The organism is Lysinibacillus sp. FW301-JW8, assembly GCF_058788755.1.
In genome coordinates, this window is record NZ_JBYTBB010000088.1 from 1 (window position 1) to 19,775 (window position 19,775).

At 36.7% G+C, this 19,775-nt stretch carries 12 protein-coding genes and 1 pseudogene; 3 read left to right on the top strand and 10 right to left on the bottom strand.

Translation table 11 applies throughout. From position 1 onward, the window contains the following. Positions 1–225 (top strand): hypothetical protein (locus AC3WOM_RS24065; RefSeq protein WP_492448701.1); only part of this gene is annotated, 225 nt, incomplete at its 5' end. Between the two features lie 103 nt (positions 226–328). On the opposite strand, the pseudogene AC3WOM_RS24070 reads toward AC3WOM_RS24065, so the two are convergent. After that, a pseudogene (locus AC3WOM_RS24070) lies at positions 329–1,112 on the bottom strand (DMT family transporter). Between the two features lie 134 nt (positions 1,113–1,246). Here AC3WOM_RS24070 and AC3WOM_RS24075 point away from each other — a divergent pair. Further along, positions 1,247–1,966, top strand: a complete 720-nt coding sequence (locus AC3WOM_RS24075) for an MgtC/SapB family protein (protein WP_427549184.1) — start codon at positions 1,247–1,249, stop codon at positions 1,964–1,966. A gap of 15 nt (positions 1,967–1,981) precedes the next feature. Next, a complete protein-coding gene (locus AC3WOM_RS24080; protein ID WP_492448702.1) occupies positions 1,982–2,974 on the top strand; it encodes a cation diffusion facilitator family transporter in 993 nt (330 codons plus the stop codon). A gap of 63 nt (positions 2,975–3,037) precedes the next feature. On the opposite strand, the gene AC3WOM_RS24085 is transcribed toward AC3WOM_RS24080, so the two are convergent. The 9 genes from AC3WOM_RS24085 to AC3WOM_RS24125 all read right to left on the bottom strand — a co-directional run bounded on the left by AC3WOM_RS24085 (position 3,038) and on the right by AC3WOM_RS24125 (position 19,407). After that, positions 3,038–3,769, bottom strand: a complete 732-nt coding sequence (locus tag AC3WOM_RS24085) for a hypothetical protein (RefSeq protein WP_427549180.1) — start codon at positions 3,767–3,769, stop codon at positions 3,038–3,040. A gap of 415 nt (positions 3,770–4,184) precedes the next feature. After that, positions 4,185–5,348 (bottom strand): iron-containing alcohol dehydrogenase, encoded by a 1,164-nt coding sequence (locus tag AC3WOM_RS24090; protein ID WP_492448703.1) that lies wholly within the window; start codon positions 5,346–5,348, stop codon positions 4,185–4,187. A 68-nt stretch (positions 5,349–5,416) separates the two neighbouring features. After that, a complete protein-coding gene (locus AC3WOM_RS24095) occupies positions 5,417–6,523 on the bottom strand; it encodes a response regulator (protein WP_492448704.1) in 1,107 nt (368 codons plus the stop codon). After that, on the bottom strand, positions 6,520–9,582 hold the full coding sequence (locus AC3WOM_RS24100) for an ATP-binding protein (RefSeq protein ID WP_492448705.1): 3,063 nt from the start codon (positions 9,580–9,582) through the stop codon (positions 6,520–6,522). The genes AC3WOM_RS24095 and AC3WOM_RS24100 overlap by 4 nt, the downstream gene beginning before the upstream one ends. A gap of 213 nt (positions 9,583–9,795) precedes the next feature. Beyond that, positions 9,796–10,053, bottom strand: a complete 258-nt coding sequence (locus tag AC3WOM_RS24105) for a hypothetical protein (protein ID WP_492448706.1) — start codon at positions 10,051–10,053, stop codon at positions 9,796–9,798. A gap of 81 nt (positions 10,054–10,134) precedes the next feature. Continuing rightward, positions 10,135–10,278, bottom strand: coding sequence for a hypothetical protein (locus AC3WOM_RS24110; protein ID WP_427549172.1), 144 nt, complete (start codon positions 10,276–10,278; stop codon positions 10,135–10,137). A 297-nt stretch (positions 10,279–10,575) separates the two neighbouring features. Then, positions 10,576–16,155: a DUF8202 domain-containing protein gene (locus AC3WOM_RS24115; RefSeq protein ID WP_492448707.1), complete on the bottom strand. Its 5,580-nt coding sequence runs from the start codon at positions 16,153–16,155 to the stop codon at positions 10,576–10,578. A gap of 730 nt (positions 16,156–16,885) precedes the next feature. Continuing rightward, positions 16,886–18,130, bottom strand: a complete 1,245-nt coding sequence (locus tag AC3WOM_RS24120; RefSeq protein ID WP_427549168.1) for a Glu/Leu/Phe/Val family dehydrogenase — start codon at positions 18,128–18,130, stop codon at positions 16,886–16,888. Between the two features lie 83 nt (positions 18,131–18,213). Next, positions 18,214–19,407 carry an ornithine--oxo-acid transaminase gene (locus tag AC3WOM_RS24125; protein ID WP_492448708.1) on the bottom strand — a complete coding sequence of 398 codons (1,194 nt, stop codon included), beginning with the start codon at positions 19,405–19,407 and terminating at the stop codon, positions 18,214–18,216. Positions 19,408–19,775: the final 368 nt, after the last annotated feature.

Sequence of the window (19,775 nt, forward strand, 5' to 3'; positions counted from 1 at the left end):
TTAGGCACGCCGCCAGCGTTCGTCCTGAGCCAGGATCAAACTCTCCATAAAAGAAATTTGATTAGCTCAAATTGTTTAGCTGGCATCAATTTTGATGTCCAAAATTTTTGTTTTGTTCACCAGCAGAAGCTAGCTATTAAAAACTTGATTGATTACGTTTTGCTTGTTCAGTTTTCAAGGTTCATATTTTATCGCCGATTATTTTCAGCGACTTTATTATCTTAACTTGTATTCAACAAGAAGTCAACAACTTTTTTCTAAAATCTTTTTATCAAGTCATCCTTCTTGTTAAGGACAAGTAATAATATATAATATAGCAATTTAAAAATCAAGCGTTTTTTGAAAAAAACTTAAAAATCTTTTTCTCATCGATAACAAACAAAAGTATTCCCATTATAACAATTAATCCTCCAATCAATTGTGTGACTATCAAATACTCTTTAAAAATCAGAAGAGCTAAAAGAGCCGCACCGATTGGTTCAAATAATATCGCAACGGAAACTACATTAGTACTAACGTATTTGATAGACCAATTAAATAGAGTATGACCAAATAAATAGCATCGTGTAAGTCACAAGGGATAATCTTTTACGTACATCCTGGCCAAATAAAAAGTATGCTGTAACGAGTACACATGCAATAAGAGCTAGCATATCTCCATAAAATGCCGTACCACTAAGCTTAAAATCGCCCCAACTAATTAGAACACTTCCAACAATAGCGATAGCACCTGCGAAAATGGTTTTCATCGTAATTTTCTCTTTAAAGAAAAAATATGTACCCACAAATGCAAACAAAGGCTGTAATGTAACCAGCACTGTAGAGCTTGCGACAGATGTGTAATTTAGTGATTCAAACCACAAAATAAAATGGAACGCTAAGAATATGCCAGCAATAGAAGAGAATAACCAATCTCTTCTTGATAATTGTTGTAACTCTTTTGTGTATCTCCAAAAAAACAAGGGGGCCATAATCAAAACCGAAAATAACATACGATAAAATGCAATAATGCCCGCTTCTGCATTTGCTAATTTTACAAAAATAGCTGACAAGGATACAGAAATAACACCAATAAAAATTGGGATATATGGATGTATTTTAGGTTTATCCATAAAACCTCACCCCCATTAAAAAAATACTTATACTTCCATACTTTCGTGATGTACAATACAAAAATGTAATGCACATATAATAATGACAGCTTGCATATCTCTTAGCAATACGAAATAACTGTGGAGGGTTGCGTATGGAAATATTATTAGGAAATATGATTACATATGAAGTTGGCATAAAATTAGTGATTGCAGCCACATTAAGTTTAGTCATTGGTATTGAAAGGGAATTAAAAAAGAAACCCGTAGGATTAAAAACAAGCTTGGTTATTGCAACATTTAGCTGTCTATTAACTATTATTTCAATTGAAACTGCGTACTCCACACCACCAAGGTCAGACATTAATATCACAATGGACCCACTTCGCTTGGCAGCCCAGGTAGTCAGTGGCATTGGATTTCTTGGAGCGGGTGTAATTTTAAGACGTGGAAACGATAGTATCTCAGGTTTAACAACGGCTGCAATGATTTGGGGAGCTGCAGGAATTGGTATTGCCGTTGGTGCAGGATTCTATATGGACGCAACATTAGCTGTTATTATTATTGTTTTTGGAATTGAGGTTTTATCACCTTTCCTAATGAAAATAGGACCAAAACGAATTCGTATGCGAGAAGTATCATTGAAGGTTCAGATTTACAATGATGAGAAAACGGAAGACTTTTTACAATTTCTAAAAGAGAACAATATTATTATTGAGAACATCCGCATTAAAGATATCCCAAATAACGGGAATGTTTTACATGAATTAGATTTACGTCTATCATTAATCGTCTCTGATAACCTACTGTCATTTTATCGTTCATTGCGCGCCTTATCTTATATAGAAAAAATCGAAATGGAAATTTTAAACTAGTTGGAGGATTCTACGATGGCAGAAATATTAAAACTATTAAAAGACGGTAATAAACCCTCCCTTTTGGCTGCAGGTGTAAATGCATTCTTAGGATTAATTAAGGGCATTGCGTTTTTCTTTACGGGTAATGTCGCCATGTTTGCTGAAATGATGCACTCACTAGGTGATGCAGCAAACCAATTTTTTGTATACATCGGTTCTGCTCTCTCAAAAAAGGCACCAACAAAACAGTTCCCTAGTGGCTTTGGTCGAATAGTCAATTTGGTTTGTCTTTTTGCGGTAATTATTGTGGCTATTCTTTCTTATGAAACTGTCAAAGAGGGCTGGCATCATTTTATCCACCCTACAGGTGAATCTAAAGGAATGCTCATAGCACTTGGTGTACTTTTTATCGGGGTTGTGTTAGAAGGAACTGTTCTCGCCAAAGCTGCTATAGAGATTTTACATGAAGCAGGGCAGGAAAAAGCAGGCATTTCAACCATTCCTAAAGCTTTTACTTACTTAAATCGAGCGAAACCAGCGACAAAATTAGTATTTATGGAAGACTTAGTAGCTACAGGTGGTAACATCTTGGCTTTTGGTGCTATTTTAATTGCACATTTTACAGGTTGGGCAAATATTGAAGGGCTTGTTTCAATGATTATCGGCTGTATGATGTTTTATGTAGTAGCCAAGGTATTCCTTGATAATGCGCGCGGAGTGATCGGTGAGACAGATGAAGAAATGCTGAATCACATTGCTCATTTAGTTTTGGATGATCCAAACATTCAAGATATCGTCCGTTTAGAAGTTATTAAAGAAGGCGAATTTTTACATGTAGAATTAGTTGCTGAAGCAGATGCTAACTTATCATTAGCCTTTTTAGACGATGTACGTGACCATTTAACAGAAGTAATTTTAAGCCAGAAGGGTGTATCGAAAGTAGCTATATTATTTGATGAGGATGATGGAAAACTAGAATGGACACATATTGGCGATAGACCTGTTAACTCAACTTTTGAACAATAGCCCTCTATCCACTGAATAAACAAGAAACAGCCAATTGCCATATTTCAGGCAGTTGGCTGTTTTTTATACTGACTTTAGGTGACTTCTTTTTATTACTTCTTCGTTTAAGCAATCTGGTAACTCCTCATTACTAACAAAAACATGATTAGTAATCATAAACGTTAATAACATTTTTAATGCGATAATCTTTTTTACACCTTGCTGTTGAATAACAATTTTTGAAAATTTTAATGTAGCTGAACGATTGGCCAATGCATATTCCTCTGCATTAGTTATTTCTCTTCCATCTGTATGGCATCCTAAAACAAAGTTACCAGCATAAGAATCTTTTAATACATTAGGATGCATCGATTCGTAATGGACCTCTGCAATTGAATCTTCAACATTCATCAATTGATGCGCTACCAAATAATGCTTAAAAGCACCTTTTAAATCTATTGCAATAGCTGTATCTTCCAAGATTGTTCGATAATAAGCTAGAACAATTTCAGCATCACCTAAATAAGGCTTCACTTCTGCAATAATTTCACCAGAAGGACGTACAAATAATTGTACAATTGCTTTATTTACACCATCTGTAAAGATAATATTCGTTTGACCAAAGCGTAAACTTTTGAAAAATATACTTTGATCAACGATGTATCCTGCAACTATTTGGTCATTTTCAATTTGCAGTGATTTCGCTTCAATTCCCAATACTTCTACACAATTTTGCATTTTATAAACATGTTGCTGAAATGGCGTCTCAATATAACGTAATGTGACAATTCGGTCTTCAAGCAATTGTTTCAACATTTGCTCCCTCTCCAATCTATATTTAATATTGTATTTATTTTAATAAACCCAGTTGAACAAATTCTGAACAATCCTACATTAAGTACTTAAATACGACAACAAAACTACTATTTTAAACAGATTTTTTTATAACAAAATACAGTCATTTACTCTAACCTGATACAATTAAATGAAAAATATCCCGAAAATAAACACAAAATATTCAGAAATAAAATAATAACTTAATATAATCATTACCTTTCTCATACTAATTTTTTCAATTCAAGTATTTTTTCTTTTTTGTATCGGTCTATTTAATTATATTGTAGGTCAAAAGAAACTTCTACGACAAATTTCAACACTTTGGGTTAAGTTTCCTTAACCTTTGCACAAAAAAATACGAGACTACAACAGTAGCCTCATATCTAGGTCAATATTAAAGAGAATTTTGTAAAATCGTACGCACATCTTCCTCTTGTAATTTATTAAAATTGCCAAGTGGTCCATTTTGCATAGCATGCTCAACAATTTGATTGAATTTTTCATTATCAATATCATAATCCGCTAGACGATTTGGTGCTCCTAAAGAAGTCCAAAATGCAGATAAACGGTCGATTCCCTCATAAGCAATCTCTTCTGACGTCTTTCCTGCCGCATCCACTCCAAATACTCGGGTTGCAATGCCTGCAAAACGCTCAGGATTCACTTTTACACTTAAACGCATCCAGTGTGGCTGTAAAATAGCTAACCCGCCAGCATGCGGAATATCGTACACGGCAGATACAGCATGTTCAATATTATGAGATGCCCAATCGCCTTGGGAACCAATTGATAAGAAGCCATTTAATCCAATTGTTCCTGCCAATAAAATCGTTTCACGCAACTTAAAATTCTCTAGGTCTTGTAATAATTTAGGTGCCGTAGTAATGACTGTTCGCAATACACCTTCACACATTTCATCTGTAATCGGTGTATTTGTCGTATTATGGAAGTATTGCTCAAAGACATGTGACATCATATCCACGATTCCATAAATGGTATGATTTTTTGGTACCGTCACCGTATAAGCAGGGTTTAAGATAGAGAATTTCGGAAAAACAGCAGTACTACCCCAGCTTAATTTCTCTTCTGTAGCTGCGTTTGTAATAACTGAGCCTGAATTCATTTCAGAACCTGTTGCAGCCAGTGTTAAAACCGTTCCAAGAGGTAGAGCTTCCTCTACAAGTACTTTGCGCTTCACAATATCCCATGCGTCGCCATCATATTTAGCACCAGCAACTATTAATTTTGAACAGTCAATAACTGAACCGCCCCCAACTGCTAGAACAAGATCGATTGCTTCTTTCTTACAAATATCAATGCCGAGTCTTGCAGTTTCTACACGTGGATTTGGCTCAACATCGCTCAATTCAAATATTATTTTATTCGCTTCTTGTAATTTTTCGATGACAGCGCTGTACACTCCGTTTTTCTTAATACTGCCTCCTCCATATACAACTAATACCTTTTTTCCAAACTGCGTTAACTCTTTCGGTAATTTCTCCAGTGCATCTTCACCAAAATGTAATTTCACTGGATTATAAAATGTAAATGAATCCATCCAATTCGCCCCTTTCTACTTGGATTTTCTCATATTTATGTTGAAGAAAGCAAAGAATTAAGATTGCCTTAAACACGAATCATGTAAGCATTATAAATAGTAAGAATTTTCTCTGGAACTGATATACCAATTTCTGATAATTTCTCTTGTATCCTCTCATAATACTTTATACAATCCTGTTTTTTGTTTTGCCCAATTAAAAATTCTAATAGTAGAAACATATAATCTTCGTTAAACTCATCTAGCTCTAGCATCTTTTGTAAACAGTTTAATTTTAGCAATGAATTCATTGAATCCGTAGTAGTAATATACATTTCGAGCACATGCAAAACCCCTTGCTTTAAGCGCAGCTGGATTTGAATAGCCCAAGGGTATTCCTCCTCTGCTAAAAAGTCACCTTCATAGCAATTTAAAAGCTGCTGGATGGATATTTCATCATGCCTTTTCTGCTCTAGCAAATGAATCAGTTTTTCATAGTCACTAGCAATTTTCACATTTAATTGATAATGGTTATTGACCAATTGAATTGGATCTTGAATACCTTTTTCCTTAAAAAGCTTCCTTAACTGGTAAATAGTCGTATGTAAATTACTAGCTGCCTTCTCAAATTCTAAATCAGGCCAGAGCTCCTCTATTATGACAACATTTAACATAGGCTTTTTTTGATAAAACCATAAATATAAAAATAGTTCCCGTACTTTCCTCGTACGCCACTTCATAACCTCATGTTGTGCATTTTGTAAATAAAAGCTTCCAAATGTATGTGCATATAAGAGAGGCCCTTTCTCCTCTGTTATTACATTTTCTTGTAATTGTAACTTTTGCTGTGCTTTCACCAACGCCTTAATAAGTCGTTTCTCATGAACAGGTTTTAACAAATAGTCAGTTGCTTCTATATCAAATGCATCCACAGCAAATTGTGCATGTGCTGTTACAAATATTATTTGAATAGATGGATTCCTTCTTAATTGTTTCGCTACCTGTAAACCATGCACATCAATCATTTCTATATCTAAAAAAACAACATCAATCAATTCTTTTTTAAGAAATTCCAGTGCATCATTTGCATTTGTAAATGCCCCTCTAATAGAAATCTGAAACTGTGTAAGTCGATTTAATTTGAAACGTAAAACCTCAATAGCCATTTTTTCATCGTCTATGATGATAATATTCATACTCCATCACCCTCCGGCAATAGTATTAAAATAGTTGTCCCCTTTCCTTCTTCACTATATAAACGAAGGCTCGCATTTTTCATTAAATTAAATTTTTTTAGTGGATTTGTAAAACCAATGCGTGAGCTTTCTTCATTCATTAATTGCTGCAACTTTTTAGCAGGTATACCGACTCCATTATCATATATTTTAATGCGAACAAATTGTCCCTCCCGCTTGACACTTACCTCAATTGTACCACCCTCCGGCTTTTTGGAAATACCATGAAAAACGGCATTTTCTACTAAAGGTTGTAACGATAATGCTGGAATCATGAGTTGTATAGATTCATCAATATCATATTTGATAGTTAAACGATCACCAAACCGCATTTTTTCAATATAAAGATATGCCTTTACAAGCTCTATTTCTTCTTCTATCAATACCATACTGTTACGATTGTGCACATTGAGCTTAGCGCGGAAGTATGTTGCTAAGGAGTATAATGCCTCCCTTGTATTATCCATATCAGTATAGCTCAAACCAATAATTGTATTGAGTGTATTATAGACAAAATGAGGTGTCACTTGTGAATATAAATGATTCATCTCAACCTCAATTGCATCTACTGATGATTGTCGAACAGCTAATAATGATTCGATTCGTAAAAGCAATTCATCCGTGGCTACAGGCTTTTGTAAATAATCATTGGCTCCTACCTGCAAGGTTAGCACTAAATCAGAATGCTTCATAATAGCAGTTAAAACAATGATTGGAAGTTCTAACATATCATAATGCTTGCGTACCTGCTTACATAATTCATAGCCCGACATTCCCTCCATCATTAAATCAACTAGCATACAATCCACTTGATTCACTTTGATATAATCGACAGCATCAAATCCATTATCTACACCAATCACTGTATAGCCCTTTAAAGCCAGTACATCTGCTAACACCTTTATATTGATATGATCATCATCTACAACAAGTATTTTTTTATCATTACCTTTATGAATAAACGGTAGCTCAAGCTGTAGTATATCTGCTGAAGTTTGTGTAATGATTGCAAGTGAATTATCCTCACCAGCTTGATCCTTTGTGGCAAGCGGCATTGTGAATGCAAAGGTAGTTCCTTCACCAAAAGTACTTTTTACATCAATTGCACCGTTTAATTTATCTACAATATTTTTTGCAATGCTCAATCCTAATCCAAGACCATCCTTATGGTGATTATTTTTTACCTGATAAAATGCATTAAAGATACGTTCTAAATCCTGAGCAGGAATGCCTTTTCCTGTATCACTTACTTCGATAATCATATGTTTCTGCCGTTGATAAGCGGTTACAGTAATTTCTCCAATTTCGGTATGCTGGATAGCATTGTGTAATAGATTGTACAATATCTGTTTAAAGCGCAATTCATCTGTCAGCATGGGTGGCAATGTCATATCTACTTCAACGAGTAATCGTACGTAACTATTTGCAGGCATTACACTACGTATTTCTGTAACTACATCATTTATAATGCTTATAGGTACAGTACGAGGCGAAACGCGTAGTTCACCTGACATATGATTGGATGAGAACAATAAATCTTCCACTAAATGTCCTAGGCGCTGCGTTATATTATGAATTAATATCACTTGCTCTTGTTGAGTTCGTTTTAATGGCCCTTGTGCACCCTCCATTAATAATTTTGATAGATTTAAAATGCCATTTAAAGGTGTACGTAATTCATGGGAGGTTTTCAGTAAAAATTCATCCTTCATCTGATTATGTGTTCGCAATTCTTCTGTTATAGCTTCTAGTTTCATAAAAGTAGTATTGGCACGATAGTTTAATAATGAGGAAAAGCCTACTAATACACATAAGAAAAGCACTAACTCACTATAATCAACCGGTATTTCTGTTAAAAAATTAACGATAATTAAGAACGCATAGCAACAAATCGCTACAAAGACAATTAATACATAATAAGCTCCCTCTAAATTCCTTAAAATAATACGAATTAAAATTAATGCGATATAGATAATTCCTGGTGTTACAAAAGCTATATATGTGATCTGTAGAATAACCAAAGCTTGTTCAGTCACTTCACTATTATCGAGATAAAAAGGATTAGAAATACCATAGATCAAAAAAGTAAAACCTAGAAAAATAACAAATGTATAAACCACTTTCTTCTTTACCACTTGTGGATACATAGTATAAAGAAAAAGTGTCAGACACATATTTACGAGTGGGACGATGCCGAGTTGTAAACGTAGCTGATTATTAATCAATTCTATGGGAACAATCTGAAAGAAAATTTTCATATTAATAAAGGACAAATAAAAACCCATTAGTATCATAAACAGCCCGAGATACAATTCTTCTTTTCGTTTGCGATTTTGTCCGTAGCTAATCAGATAGATGATACCAAAGACAATATGACCCATACTCGCTACTATATCATTCAATTTTTTTTGATCATAAAAATTCTGTATCTTTTCAGTTGTACTAAATTCAACAGGATACACAATTCCTGAAGTTGGATACTGATTATAGCTAGCTACCTGTATTAAAATATCAAGTACTTGCTCCTTACTTTGTCCAATGACAATAAATTTATCATCATTCTCTGATTGAAACTCTATAAAAGATGTACTTGGATTTCCTTTTCCCCCAACCTCCATACCATTAATAAACACTCGACTAGATGTGTGTATATATCTAAAAAATAAACCATATTGTCTTTCTGTTGGAACTTTTATGGAAATATGATATGTACCCACAATAGGACCATCTTCATTAAATTGAAAATTCCCCTCCCATTTATCAGGAACTTTTAAAAATATCCGTTGATCTGTATAGTCATTTAATGACTGTTGAGGCGATAGCAGTAAATTTGGATAAAAGGACCACTCTCCATTAAGCTTAATAGTTCTATTATTTTCAAGTTGTTCACTAGACACAATCGCCATCCCCTGTTTCACGATCGGGGCATCATCTTTAAAAAAGTAATGTCCATTCCCGATTATAAAAACAATGGCAAATAACATAATAATACTTATCATTATTAAAAAATTCTTTTTCATACTCATGCCCCTGCCATTTGTTTATCTTTGGTAATATGTATTTTTCAATATTATCGCACTAAAGTTATTATAATATTATAAATACTTTAAAGAAAATGGGGAAAGATTAAAAAGAAGCAACCTCCGAGAAAATCTCACAAGGTTGCCATATATATCACTAAGCTAGAAAGTACGCAAAAAATACATCTCTTAAACCGCTCGAGCGCTACGGAATTACTTTAACCCTTCCTCTAAAGGAGAATTAGCATCTATATTTACAATTACTGAATGCCCTGCCGGAAGATTTAATGCAACACCAGCAGTACTAGCACCTTTTGCGGTAATTGGTGAATTATTTAAAGTGAGCGTTCCTGTAAGTACTGTTGAAATACAAAATACCGGTTTCCTAGCAATTTTAGCTTCTACATAAAATGACTCCTCTGTTTGTGGTGTTACATTCTGATGTTTGTCAGTTAAAATAGTAACAGTCACTGTATCTCCTGAAGTGACATTTCCTATCAACTTACTAGTCCACTTTGTAAGAGTTAGATTCCAAGTCCCTTCTGTAATGTTTTACCCATTAATGATTATTTCATCAAATGACGCAAATGGTTTGTTAAATGTTAGCTCAACCTTGTTTTCTGACATGATGAAGCCATTAGTATTTTCAGCTTGAAGTGCTATTTTTGTAATACTTGGCTCCTTACTTTCGATCATTATTGTCTGGTGCTACAACTGCCACTGCACTACTTGCCATGACTGTAACCATCGCTATTCTAAATAGTTTGTCATAAAGTGCTGTACTATTTTTCATTTATTGTTCTCCCCTTCGCTAAATATTGGCTTCATAACTTTACTATTTAGTCTATCAAGGGGTACCTGAACAAAATCTGAACAGATCATCTATTTATTACAAAAAAATTCTTTTCAATCAATTAATAATTTTATTTATTTCCCCATAAATAACTGAAAAACAGGCTAAAAAGTACTTAGCCTGTAATTGCCCAAACGTATTCAATTAATCTGCTCTTGCCCCTCTTCATCAATGAAATATGCATGAGGATTCGCTGCCTCTTCAATTTCGTTAAACGCCCAGTGTGTTGCTTTTACATCTGGGAAGCTTGGTGCTGTCACGCCATGTAGCGGACCACGCTTGAACATGCGGTTCATCATGACCACAGCTTGAGCACGTGTTAAATGCTCGTCTGGCGCAAAGCTACCATCCTGACGACCGTTGATGATGCCTGCCGCACGATTTGCTTCGATAATCCATTGTGCCCAATGACCTTTTGTATCGTTGAATGTAATCGCTACATTCTCTTCGATATGCAGTTGCTTAAAGTTCGCCACTACAGTTGCCATTTGTGCACGTGTAATGTTTTCGCTTGCACGGAAGTTGCCATTGACATCGCCATTCATAATGCCACGCTCTTTGACAAAGGCAATGGCACCCGCTGCGTAATGATCGCTTGGAATATCCTTAAATAGTGCAGTATTTACTGTACCATCTGTATAGCCTAAGATACGCGCAATCATTGTTGCCACTTGAGCACGTGTTACGTTTTTCTCTGGACCAAATGTACCATCTTGGAAGCCTTTAATATAGGCATCATGCTCTTTTACTTCTACAGGTGATTTTGTTTCTTCTTCTTTATTCACCTGAATAATTGTAAATGTACTGAACTTCTCCACTGTAAAGCGTAGGCCTAGCTCACCCTTCGTCATTGTTACCACTTCAGGGATAATCACTTTTTTCTCCCCATCGGAGTGTTCAATAAATACGGCTAATTGCTTAAGGAATGCCTCACGCTCTGCTGTATTTGTTGGGATTTTCACGCCTTTTAATGGCAATGTTACCTGTACAGGACGACTTGGCATATTCGTTTCGATTGTCATTGGACGTGCCACTACATGCACATCATTGCTTTGAAGTGTCTCACGTACAACGCGCTCTGCACGTGCGCGCTCTTCAATAGCTTGACGCTCACTTTCCTTCTTCACAGGTACTAAACGGAAGTAGAAGTTATCGTCAATACCTTCCATCGAACTCACTGGAATCGCAATATGTCCGTTTTCTGATGAAATTTCTAAAGATAAGCCGTTATCGCGTAGTAACTTCAAGGACTCTTTTGGAACTTCAACTTTCGCTTCCTTCACTTCATCATTGACATCTGGCAATACGATACGCGCAATATCGTTACCGATTTCTTTTGCCTTTGCCACAGCTTCTTTTGCATTGGCTTCTGTTAGAGCAACAAAGTCCGTGATATCGCCATTAGCATGCTTTGTACGCTCAATCTCTACGGTTGTTTTTTCTAGTGGTTTTTCCCCATCGATTTCAAGCTCTACTTGGATTTTTGTTTTTGTTTCACCTGGTGTCGGTGTTACGGGTGATGTAGGTGTTGTTGTGCCACCAGAATTTCCACCCGGGTAAGATGTATCGGCTTGACGGTAGATTTTCACTGTATAGTGCTTCTCGTTACCATTTGCATCTTTTACTGTAATCACAAGTATGTTTTCGCCTATACGCAATGGAATTTGTCCAATATTGCCTGGCTGTCCATTAACGGTTGTCGTCACTGACGCACCAGCTTCCACTGGAATCGTTGTAAAGTCAATAACAGCTGTTGGATAGCCCACAGTCATTGTGTAATCTGTTACACCTGTTTGGAAGCTTGGACTTAACGTACCTGTGGATGGGGTTAATGTGCCTAACCCTTTGCCTATTTTCACAAGTGTATTTTGTGCTGTTGTTAATTTGGCTAGTGTTGTATCGACTTCTTCCTGTGTTGCGTTTGGATTTGTTAATACTTCATTCGCTTTTTGTAAAGCAATCTTATATTGTGTCCAGCTCTCTGGTGTATAGTTTTCACCGATAAGTAATTCGGACTCTTTTGCTTTATTTTGTAGGGCTGTTTTATCCACTACTGGCTGTGTTGCCACTGTAAATGTATGTTTCTTTGTTACCGTTTGTTGACCATTTTTTGCTGTTGCAATGATTGTGTATATGCCATCTGGTAAATCTGTTGGTGGTGTAAATGTCCATTCACCTGTTACTGGGTCGACTGTTGCCGCCACATCTACCAACAGAGACTCATCCTTGTCATTTTTCAAGACAATTGTTACTGTGGATGGCGTTGTGGTTACAGCCACCTTCCCACCAATTGTCGGCTGCGGATTAGCTGTCACTGCATCTGGCTGTGTAATTTGGAACGCTGCGCTGTATGGGTCCTCTGCCACCATTTCAAAATTCTCTACAAGCGCACCTGTCGCTCCCTTACCTTTTAAATTTCCTGCACCATTATAAATAACCTTCACTTCTTTATTCGTCACGTCTGTCCCATTCGGTAATGTGAAAATCACTTTTTTATTGTCAGTTGGATCAACTTCAACTGTTGGTGTTACTGGCGTGCCATCCACCATGACAGTAAAGCCTGTTAAATCTGTTAGCTCTACTTCTTGATTGAATGTCAGTGTCACTTTATTGCCGTCTGTTACAGTTTGTGTCAGTGCCACACTTGTTGGTTTTGGTGCTTTTAAGGCATTTTGTGCATCTTCTAATGCCTGTAATGCCGCATTTACCTCTGCTTGTGTGGCACTTGGGTTATCAAATACAGCTTTCGCCTTTGTTAATTCGTTTTGTAATGATGTCCAGCTATCTGGTGTGTAGTCTGTTTGTGTTAAGCCCTTTACTTCTGTGATTTTATTGCTAAGCGCCGTTTTATCAACAAGTGTTAAATCTTTATTAAAATCATTTACAGGAACATCATTTGTGCCTGTTAAATGGCCTTGTCCATCATACGCCACTTTTACGGATTTACCAGTCGCATCTGTCCCTGTTGGTAATGTAATCAGTAGTCGTTTTGGATTTGCAGGATCTACTTTAAGATCGGCATTCGTAAGTGTAATTGTTTCAGTACCTACAGTCACAGTAAACCCAGTTGCTTCAGGAGCTGTTAATTTGATGTCTTTATCAAATGTCACGGCAACTTGATTTTGATTCGCTGTGATTTCTTCCACTTTCACGCTTTGCGGTACAGGTACATCCGCTGCAAACGTGAAATACTGACCATTAGCTAAAGTCGCTTTTGTAACATAGTAATCTGTACCTGCAACGGTCACCTCTGTCATTGGATGAGGTGTAACAGTAGTGAAATCTGTCTCACTTGCTCCCACTAATAATGTTGTACCAGTTGGCACAGAAGATTTTGGAATCGCAATATTTACTTCACCAACACCACCCGTATTTTGTACTTTCCAAATACGTTCAGCATGGTTCTTATCTGTTGTGCCGACTGGCTTTGTAAATTTCAATGCTGCCCCATTATCGCCCCAGATTAAATATTGTTTATCTGTCAGCGTACCGTTATTAGCACTATTTGTGTTAACAAGTGTATCAAGTCCAATCACTACTTGTGTTCCTGTATTGATGCTGTGGCTTTGTTTCTGATATAAAGCCTCTGCATCATCACGAGCAATACCAGCAACATTATTTTTATACGTAGCATCTGCTGTCCATACTGGGGTACTAGCAGTGTCCACATAGTTGCTCGCTCCATTATTCAAGGTAATGCCATATTTTAAAGCTAAATAACTGTCTACTTTATTTCGTTCAGTGGTATCTGCTTTCGCATTTAAGCTAATAATTTCAGCAATATTACCATTCATGTTACCCATCTCATTAGCAGGAGTTGTAAATTCATTTCGTTTACCAATTTGCGGTATACCTGCAATAGCAAAGCTACCATTTGTATTTCCATTAACGCTACCGTCTTTATGCGAAATGCCTTGTGCAGTATTCCACAAATTGTACTCACCATCTTTGGGGAGAGACATGATACTATATGACCCATCACCTGAATACAGTCCATTAAGATCACTATTATTCCAGAAATAATAGTCTGCTGCCCCATCCTGTAGCGTTGGTGAGAGAATTACCCCTTTAGTTGTTTGGGCAGATGTACCTTTTTTATTTCCATTCCACATCGCCACAGTATAAGCTTCTGTCATCGAGATTGATTTATTCCCTACAAAATAGTCAATACCATCAAATGACACTGAAGGATTAAAGTTAACACTTGAAGATTCAATTTTCGGATTTCCAGTTATTGAAAAATCATTTTCATTTGTTTCATCTTTCCATGCTGTCACATTTCCATTTACAGCAGTTGCACTATCTGCTTTTACCCATAAGGAAAGTTTAGATGTATCAATACCTCCAGGTGTTTTAGGAGTAGGGACATCCTCTGCAAACGTGAAATACTGACCATCTTCTAACGTGACTTTTGCAGCATAATGAGGTGTGCCGTTTAAAGTAATCTCTGTTAATGTATGTTCAGTTGCTAGTGCAAAATCTGTATCGCTGTCCCCTACTCGTAATGTTGCGTTTTCTGGAAGTGCACTCTTTGGAATGGCAATTTCTACTTTACCCACACTTCCTGTATTTTGTACTTTCCAAATACGTTCAGCATGATTTTTGTTAGTTGTGCCGATTTGCTTTGTGAACACTAGATCCTTGCCGTTATCGGCCCAAATCAAATATTGTCCATTTATCAATGACCCGGTGTTAGCCGCATTTGTTTCAGTGAGTGCATTAATACCAATTGCTACTTGTGTGCCTGTATGAATACTTCGACTTTGCTTTTGTAATAAATCTTCTGCATCATCATGTGCAATACCTGCAATATTGTGTTTGTATTCACTATCAGCGGACCAAACGATGGCATCATTCGTTGCTACATAGTCAACATTACCATCACCTAATGTAATACCATATTTTACAGCTAAATAGGTTTCGATTTTCGCACGTTCTACACTTGTTGAAGTATCAAACAAAATAATTTCTGCTACTTCTCCATTCAAACCTACCCAATTCGAACCACTAGTACCGGCAGTTGCTCCAATAACAGGTGTAATTGTCATTGGTCCAAACTGGGTTGATGGTGTCGAATTTTCCTTTCCATCAACTCTTGCTACATGAGAACTTTGATTAACAATTTCATAGTCAACTAGTTGATTTTGACCTCTTACCATTCCTTGGAAATATCGGTGTGTACTATTTGCACCAGTTCCTACAGCGAAAGCATTACTATGACCGCCTAAAATGTTAGCACCATAATTAATCGTTTCAATGGAACCAATCAATGTACCAATATGCCCACTTTGAGGAGTTTTATATACTGCATACCCCGACTGGAAAGTAATTTTTTTATCTCCAATTAACTTAGCAGAGTTACTATAATGGTTTGTACTTGAAGGATTACCAAAGATCACATTTGGGTTGAAGTTCACCCCATCCTCTTTATACTTCGGTGTTCTTGCTTCTTCTCCTAAAGGAACATGTAAAGTAAATGTATTATGTCCTGTTATATCAGTCCAGCCAGTTAACTGATCATTACTGTCCTTACTAGCTCCATCATTTGCCTTCAACCATAGTACTGGTTGTGTACTTACACCACCCGGACTCACAGGATCCGCTGCTTGCGCTTTTTTAGGCAATCCTGTCAGCGAAACACTACTTGTCAAAAGTGTAAGTGAAAGCATGACGGCAAGTGAACGCTTCCACCATTTTTTCTGTTTCGTTATGATATGCATCCTTTTTCCTCCCACCTATTTAAAATTCCGTTATTCATCATTAAATATTTTCGCCCCTTTCAAATTTTTAACACCGTCATACTTTAATTTACTATAGTCTTCCTGAACAGAATCTGAACAAAAAAGGAAAGGAACTTTTTATTCACAATAGTTCAATCTAGCTATATAACAGTTCTATCAACCTATACATATATTCTATCCATATGTTCAGAATTTGTTTAGATAGTTATTGTATAGTAGAGACAGTACATAGAATAAAGGAATTTTGCTTATGTTTATGTTAATTATTGTAATCGTTTGCTTTGTTGCTATTTTTGGTGGAATAGGGTTATTGAAATTTCTGCGTGTACAAAAGGTGCGGAATGAAAGAAAAGTGGTTTTAGAAAAGCGACTGGAGCATCTTATCCAAACAAATAAACACAAGTCGCCCCAAGACAAAAACGAGTCATCCTAATGATATAGGAATGACTCGTTTTGTATTTATCTATTTTATCCAGCATTAACGGGCAGTAATTTTTCTGTACCGAAAGAGAAGCGTCAGGTACAAGACTCTCACCTCAAAATTCAGCGAAAGCAAAGAAGTCAGGTGGGAGATCAACTAAAGCCCGATTGAGGACAACACGATGTTGGTCACACAAGCATTTACGCAGGATGCGGAGTACTTAGCTTGTGTTCCTCTACAGCAATCAGCGGGATGAGGAATACCCTCACTGATTGAAGTTTCACTTTATTAAACCCATCCACGGAAGCGTGAAGCCTCAGCAGTGCGGCGAACACCTACCATATAAGCTGCTAAGCGCATATTAATGTTGCGTGTTGTCGCAGTTGTATATACATTATCAAATGCTTCCACCATTTTTTTGTATAAACGCTCTTCCACTTCTTCTTCAGTCCAGTAATAACCTTGGTTATTTTGAACCCATTCGAAGTAAGAAACTGTAACACCGCCTGCAGATGCTAATACGTCTGGTACAAGTAAAATACCACGTTCAGTTAAAATTTTCGTTGCTTCAGCTGTTGTTGGACCATTTGCTGCTTCTACTACGATGTTTGCTTTAATATTGTGTGCATTGTCAGCAGTAATTTGGTTTTCAATAGCGGCTGGCACTAAAATATCACAATCAAGCTCTAACAATTCTTTGTTTGAAATTGTGTTTTCAAATAAAGTAGTTACTGTTCCGAAGCTATCGCGACGATCTAATAAGTAGTCGATATCTAAACCTTCTGGATCATGAAGTGCACCATAAGCATCTGAAATCCCGATTACTTTTGCACCTAAATCATGCATGAATTTTGCTAGGAAGCTACCTGCGTTACCAAATCCTTGAATAACAACACGTGCACCTTTAATATTAATGCCACGTTTTTTCGCTGCTTCTTCGATAACAATTGTAACACCTTGTGCAGTTGCACGGTCACGACCTTGTGAACCACCAAGTACTAGCGGTTTACCAGTGATAAAACCTGGTGAGTTGAATTCGTCCATACGGCTGTATTCATCCATCATCCAAGCCATAATTTGAGCATTTGTAAATACGTCTGGCGCAGGAATATCTTTTGTAGGTCCTACGATTTGACTTACTGCACGAACATAACCACGGCTTAAGCGCTCGATTTCGCCCATAGACATTTGACGTGGGTCACAAATGACTCCGCCTTTACCACCGCCATATGGTAAATCGACAATACCACATTTCAATGTCATCCACATTGAAAGCGCTTTAACTTCTTCCTCAGATACTTGTGGGTGGAAACGTACCCCACCTTTTGTTGGACCAACAGCATCATTATGTTGTGCACGGTAACCAGTAAATACTTTTGTTGTACCATCATCCATTTTCACTGGGATGCGTACTTGTAGCATACGAAGCGGTTCTTTTAATAATTCATACATTGCTTCGTCATAGCCAAGTTTATTTAGAGCGTCTTGAATGACATCTTGAGTTGATGTGAACAGGTTTAAGTTTTCAGACATATTAAATCGCCTCTTTGTTTTTTTTAATGATAGTATATCGGCATCATTGTAACATACTTCCGAATTAAAATGTGAACATTTTGTTAAAGTTTAAATACTTTTTCAATTTGTTCAATTGACCAATCTAAATCTTCTTGTAAAATCACTAGTGGTGGAGCAAAACGAATAACTGTGTCATGTGTTTCTTTACATAGTAAGCCTAATTCTTTAAGTTTTTCACAGTATGGACGTGCCGCTTCTGTTAATTCCATCCCTATGAATAAGCCACGACCACGAACATCTTTAATAACAGGGTTGTTAATTGCTCGTAATTTACCTTTGAAATATTCACCAAGTTGTTGTGAGCGTTCAGCTAATTTTTCATCTAGTAATACTTTAATGGATGCAATAGATACAGCACATGCTAAAGGATTACCTCCGAAAGTTGAACCATGTGAACCTGGGTTGAAGACACCTAAGATATCACGGTTTGCAGCTACACAAGAAATTGGGAATACACCGCCACCCAAAGCTTTACCAAGGATGTACATATCAGGCTCTACTTCTTCCCAATCACAAGCAAACATTTTACCTGTACGTGCTAAACCAGCTTGGATTTCATCTGCAATAAATAATACATTGTTTTCACGGCAAAGCTCACGAGCCGCTTTTAAGAAGCCTTCTGGTGGAATCACGATACCAGCTTCCCCTTGAATTGGTTCAATTAAAAATGCAGCAGTGTTTGGTGTGATCGCTGCTTTCAAAGCTTCTAGGTTACCGTAGTCTACTAGCTTAATATTAGGTAGCATTGGACCAAAGCCACGACGATATTCTTCATCAGATGATAGTGAGACAGCCAGCATTGTACGACCATGGAAGTTACCATTACATGCAATAACCTCAGCCTTGCCTTGTTCTACACCTTTTACATCATATGCCCAACGACGTGCCGCTTTAAAAGCAGTTTCAACCGCTTCAGCACCTGTATTCATTGGTAATACCATTTGTTTATTTGTTAATTGTCCAACAAGCTCATACCATTCACCTAGGTTTTCACTATAGAATGCACGAGAAGTTAATGTTACTTTATCAGCTTGTTCCTTTAACGCAGCAATAATTTTCGGATGGCGATGTCCTTGGTTTACAGCAGAGTATGCTGATAACATATCTAAGTATTTATTGCCCTCTGGATCTTTTACCCAAGCACCCTCAGCCTCTGAAATTACGATTGGCAGTGGATGATAGTTTGCAGCACCATAATTTTGAGTTTGTTCAATTACTTGTTGTGTTTTTGTCATATCATATTCTCTCCTTACTTCTTCATGTTGATAACATCTGTGGAATAAGGGATAAGTTCAATAAGATAATTTAATAGAAATAATTTATTCATCAGCATTTTCTGAAAAAAGGATGAACAAGAATCTGTTAGCCTCCATAGGTGCTAAGTCGCCTCACATTTGTGTCTGCGGATTAACCATGTATGCATCCCCAAAGAAGTCTCACAGATTCTATTCAATATATATTACTTACAGAACAGCCCTTGCTTCAAAGTGGCTTTTCTTCCACTAACTTGACTTGTTAAAAATTAAAGCATTTCTGAAGTTGTTTTTGCTTGCATATGAAGCTGTAGGTAGTCTGGACCGCCAGCTTTTGAGTCTGTACCTGA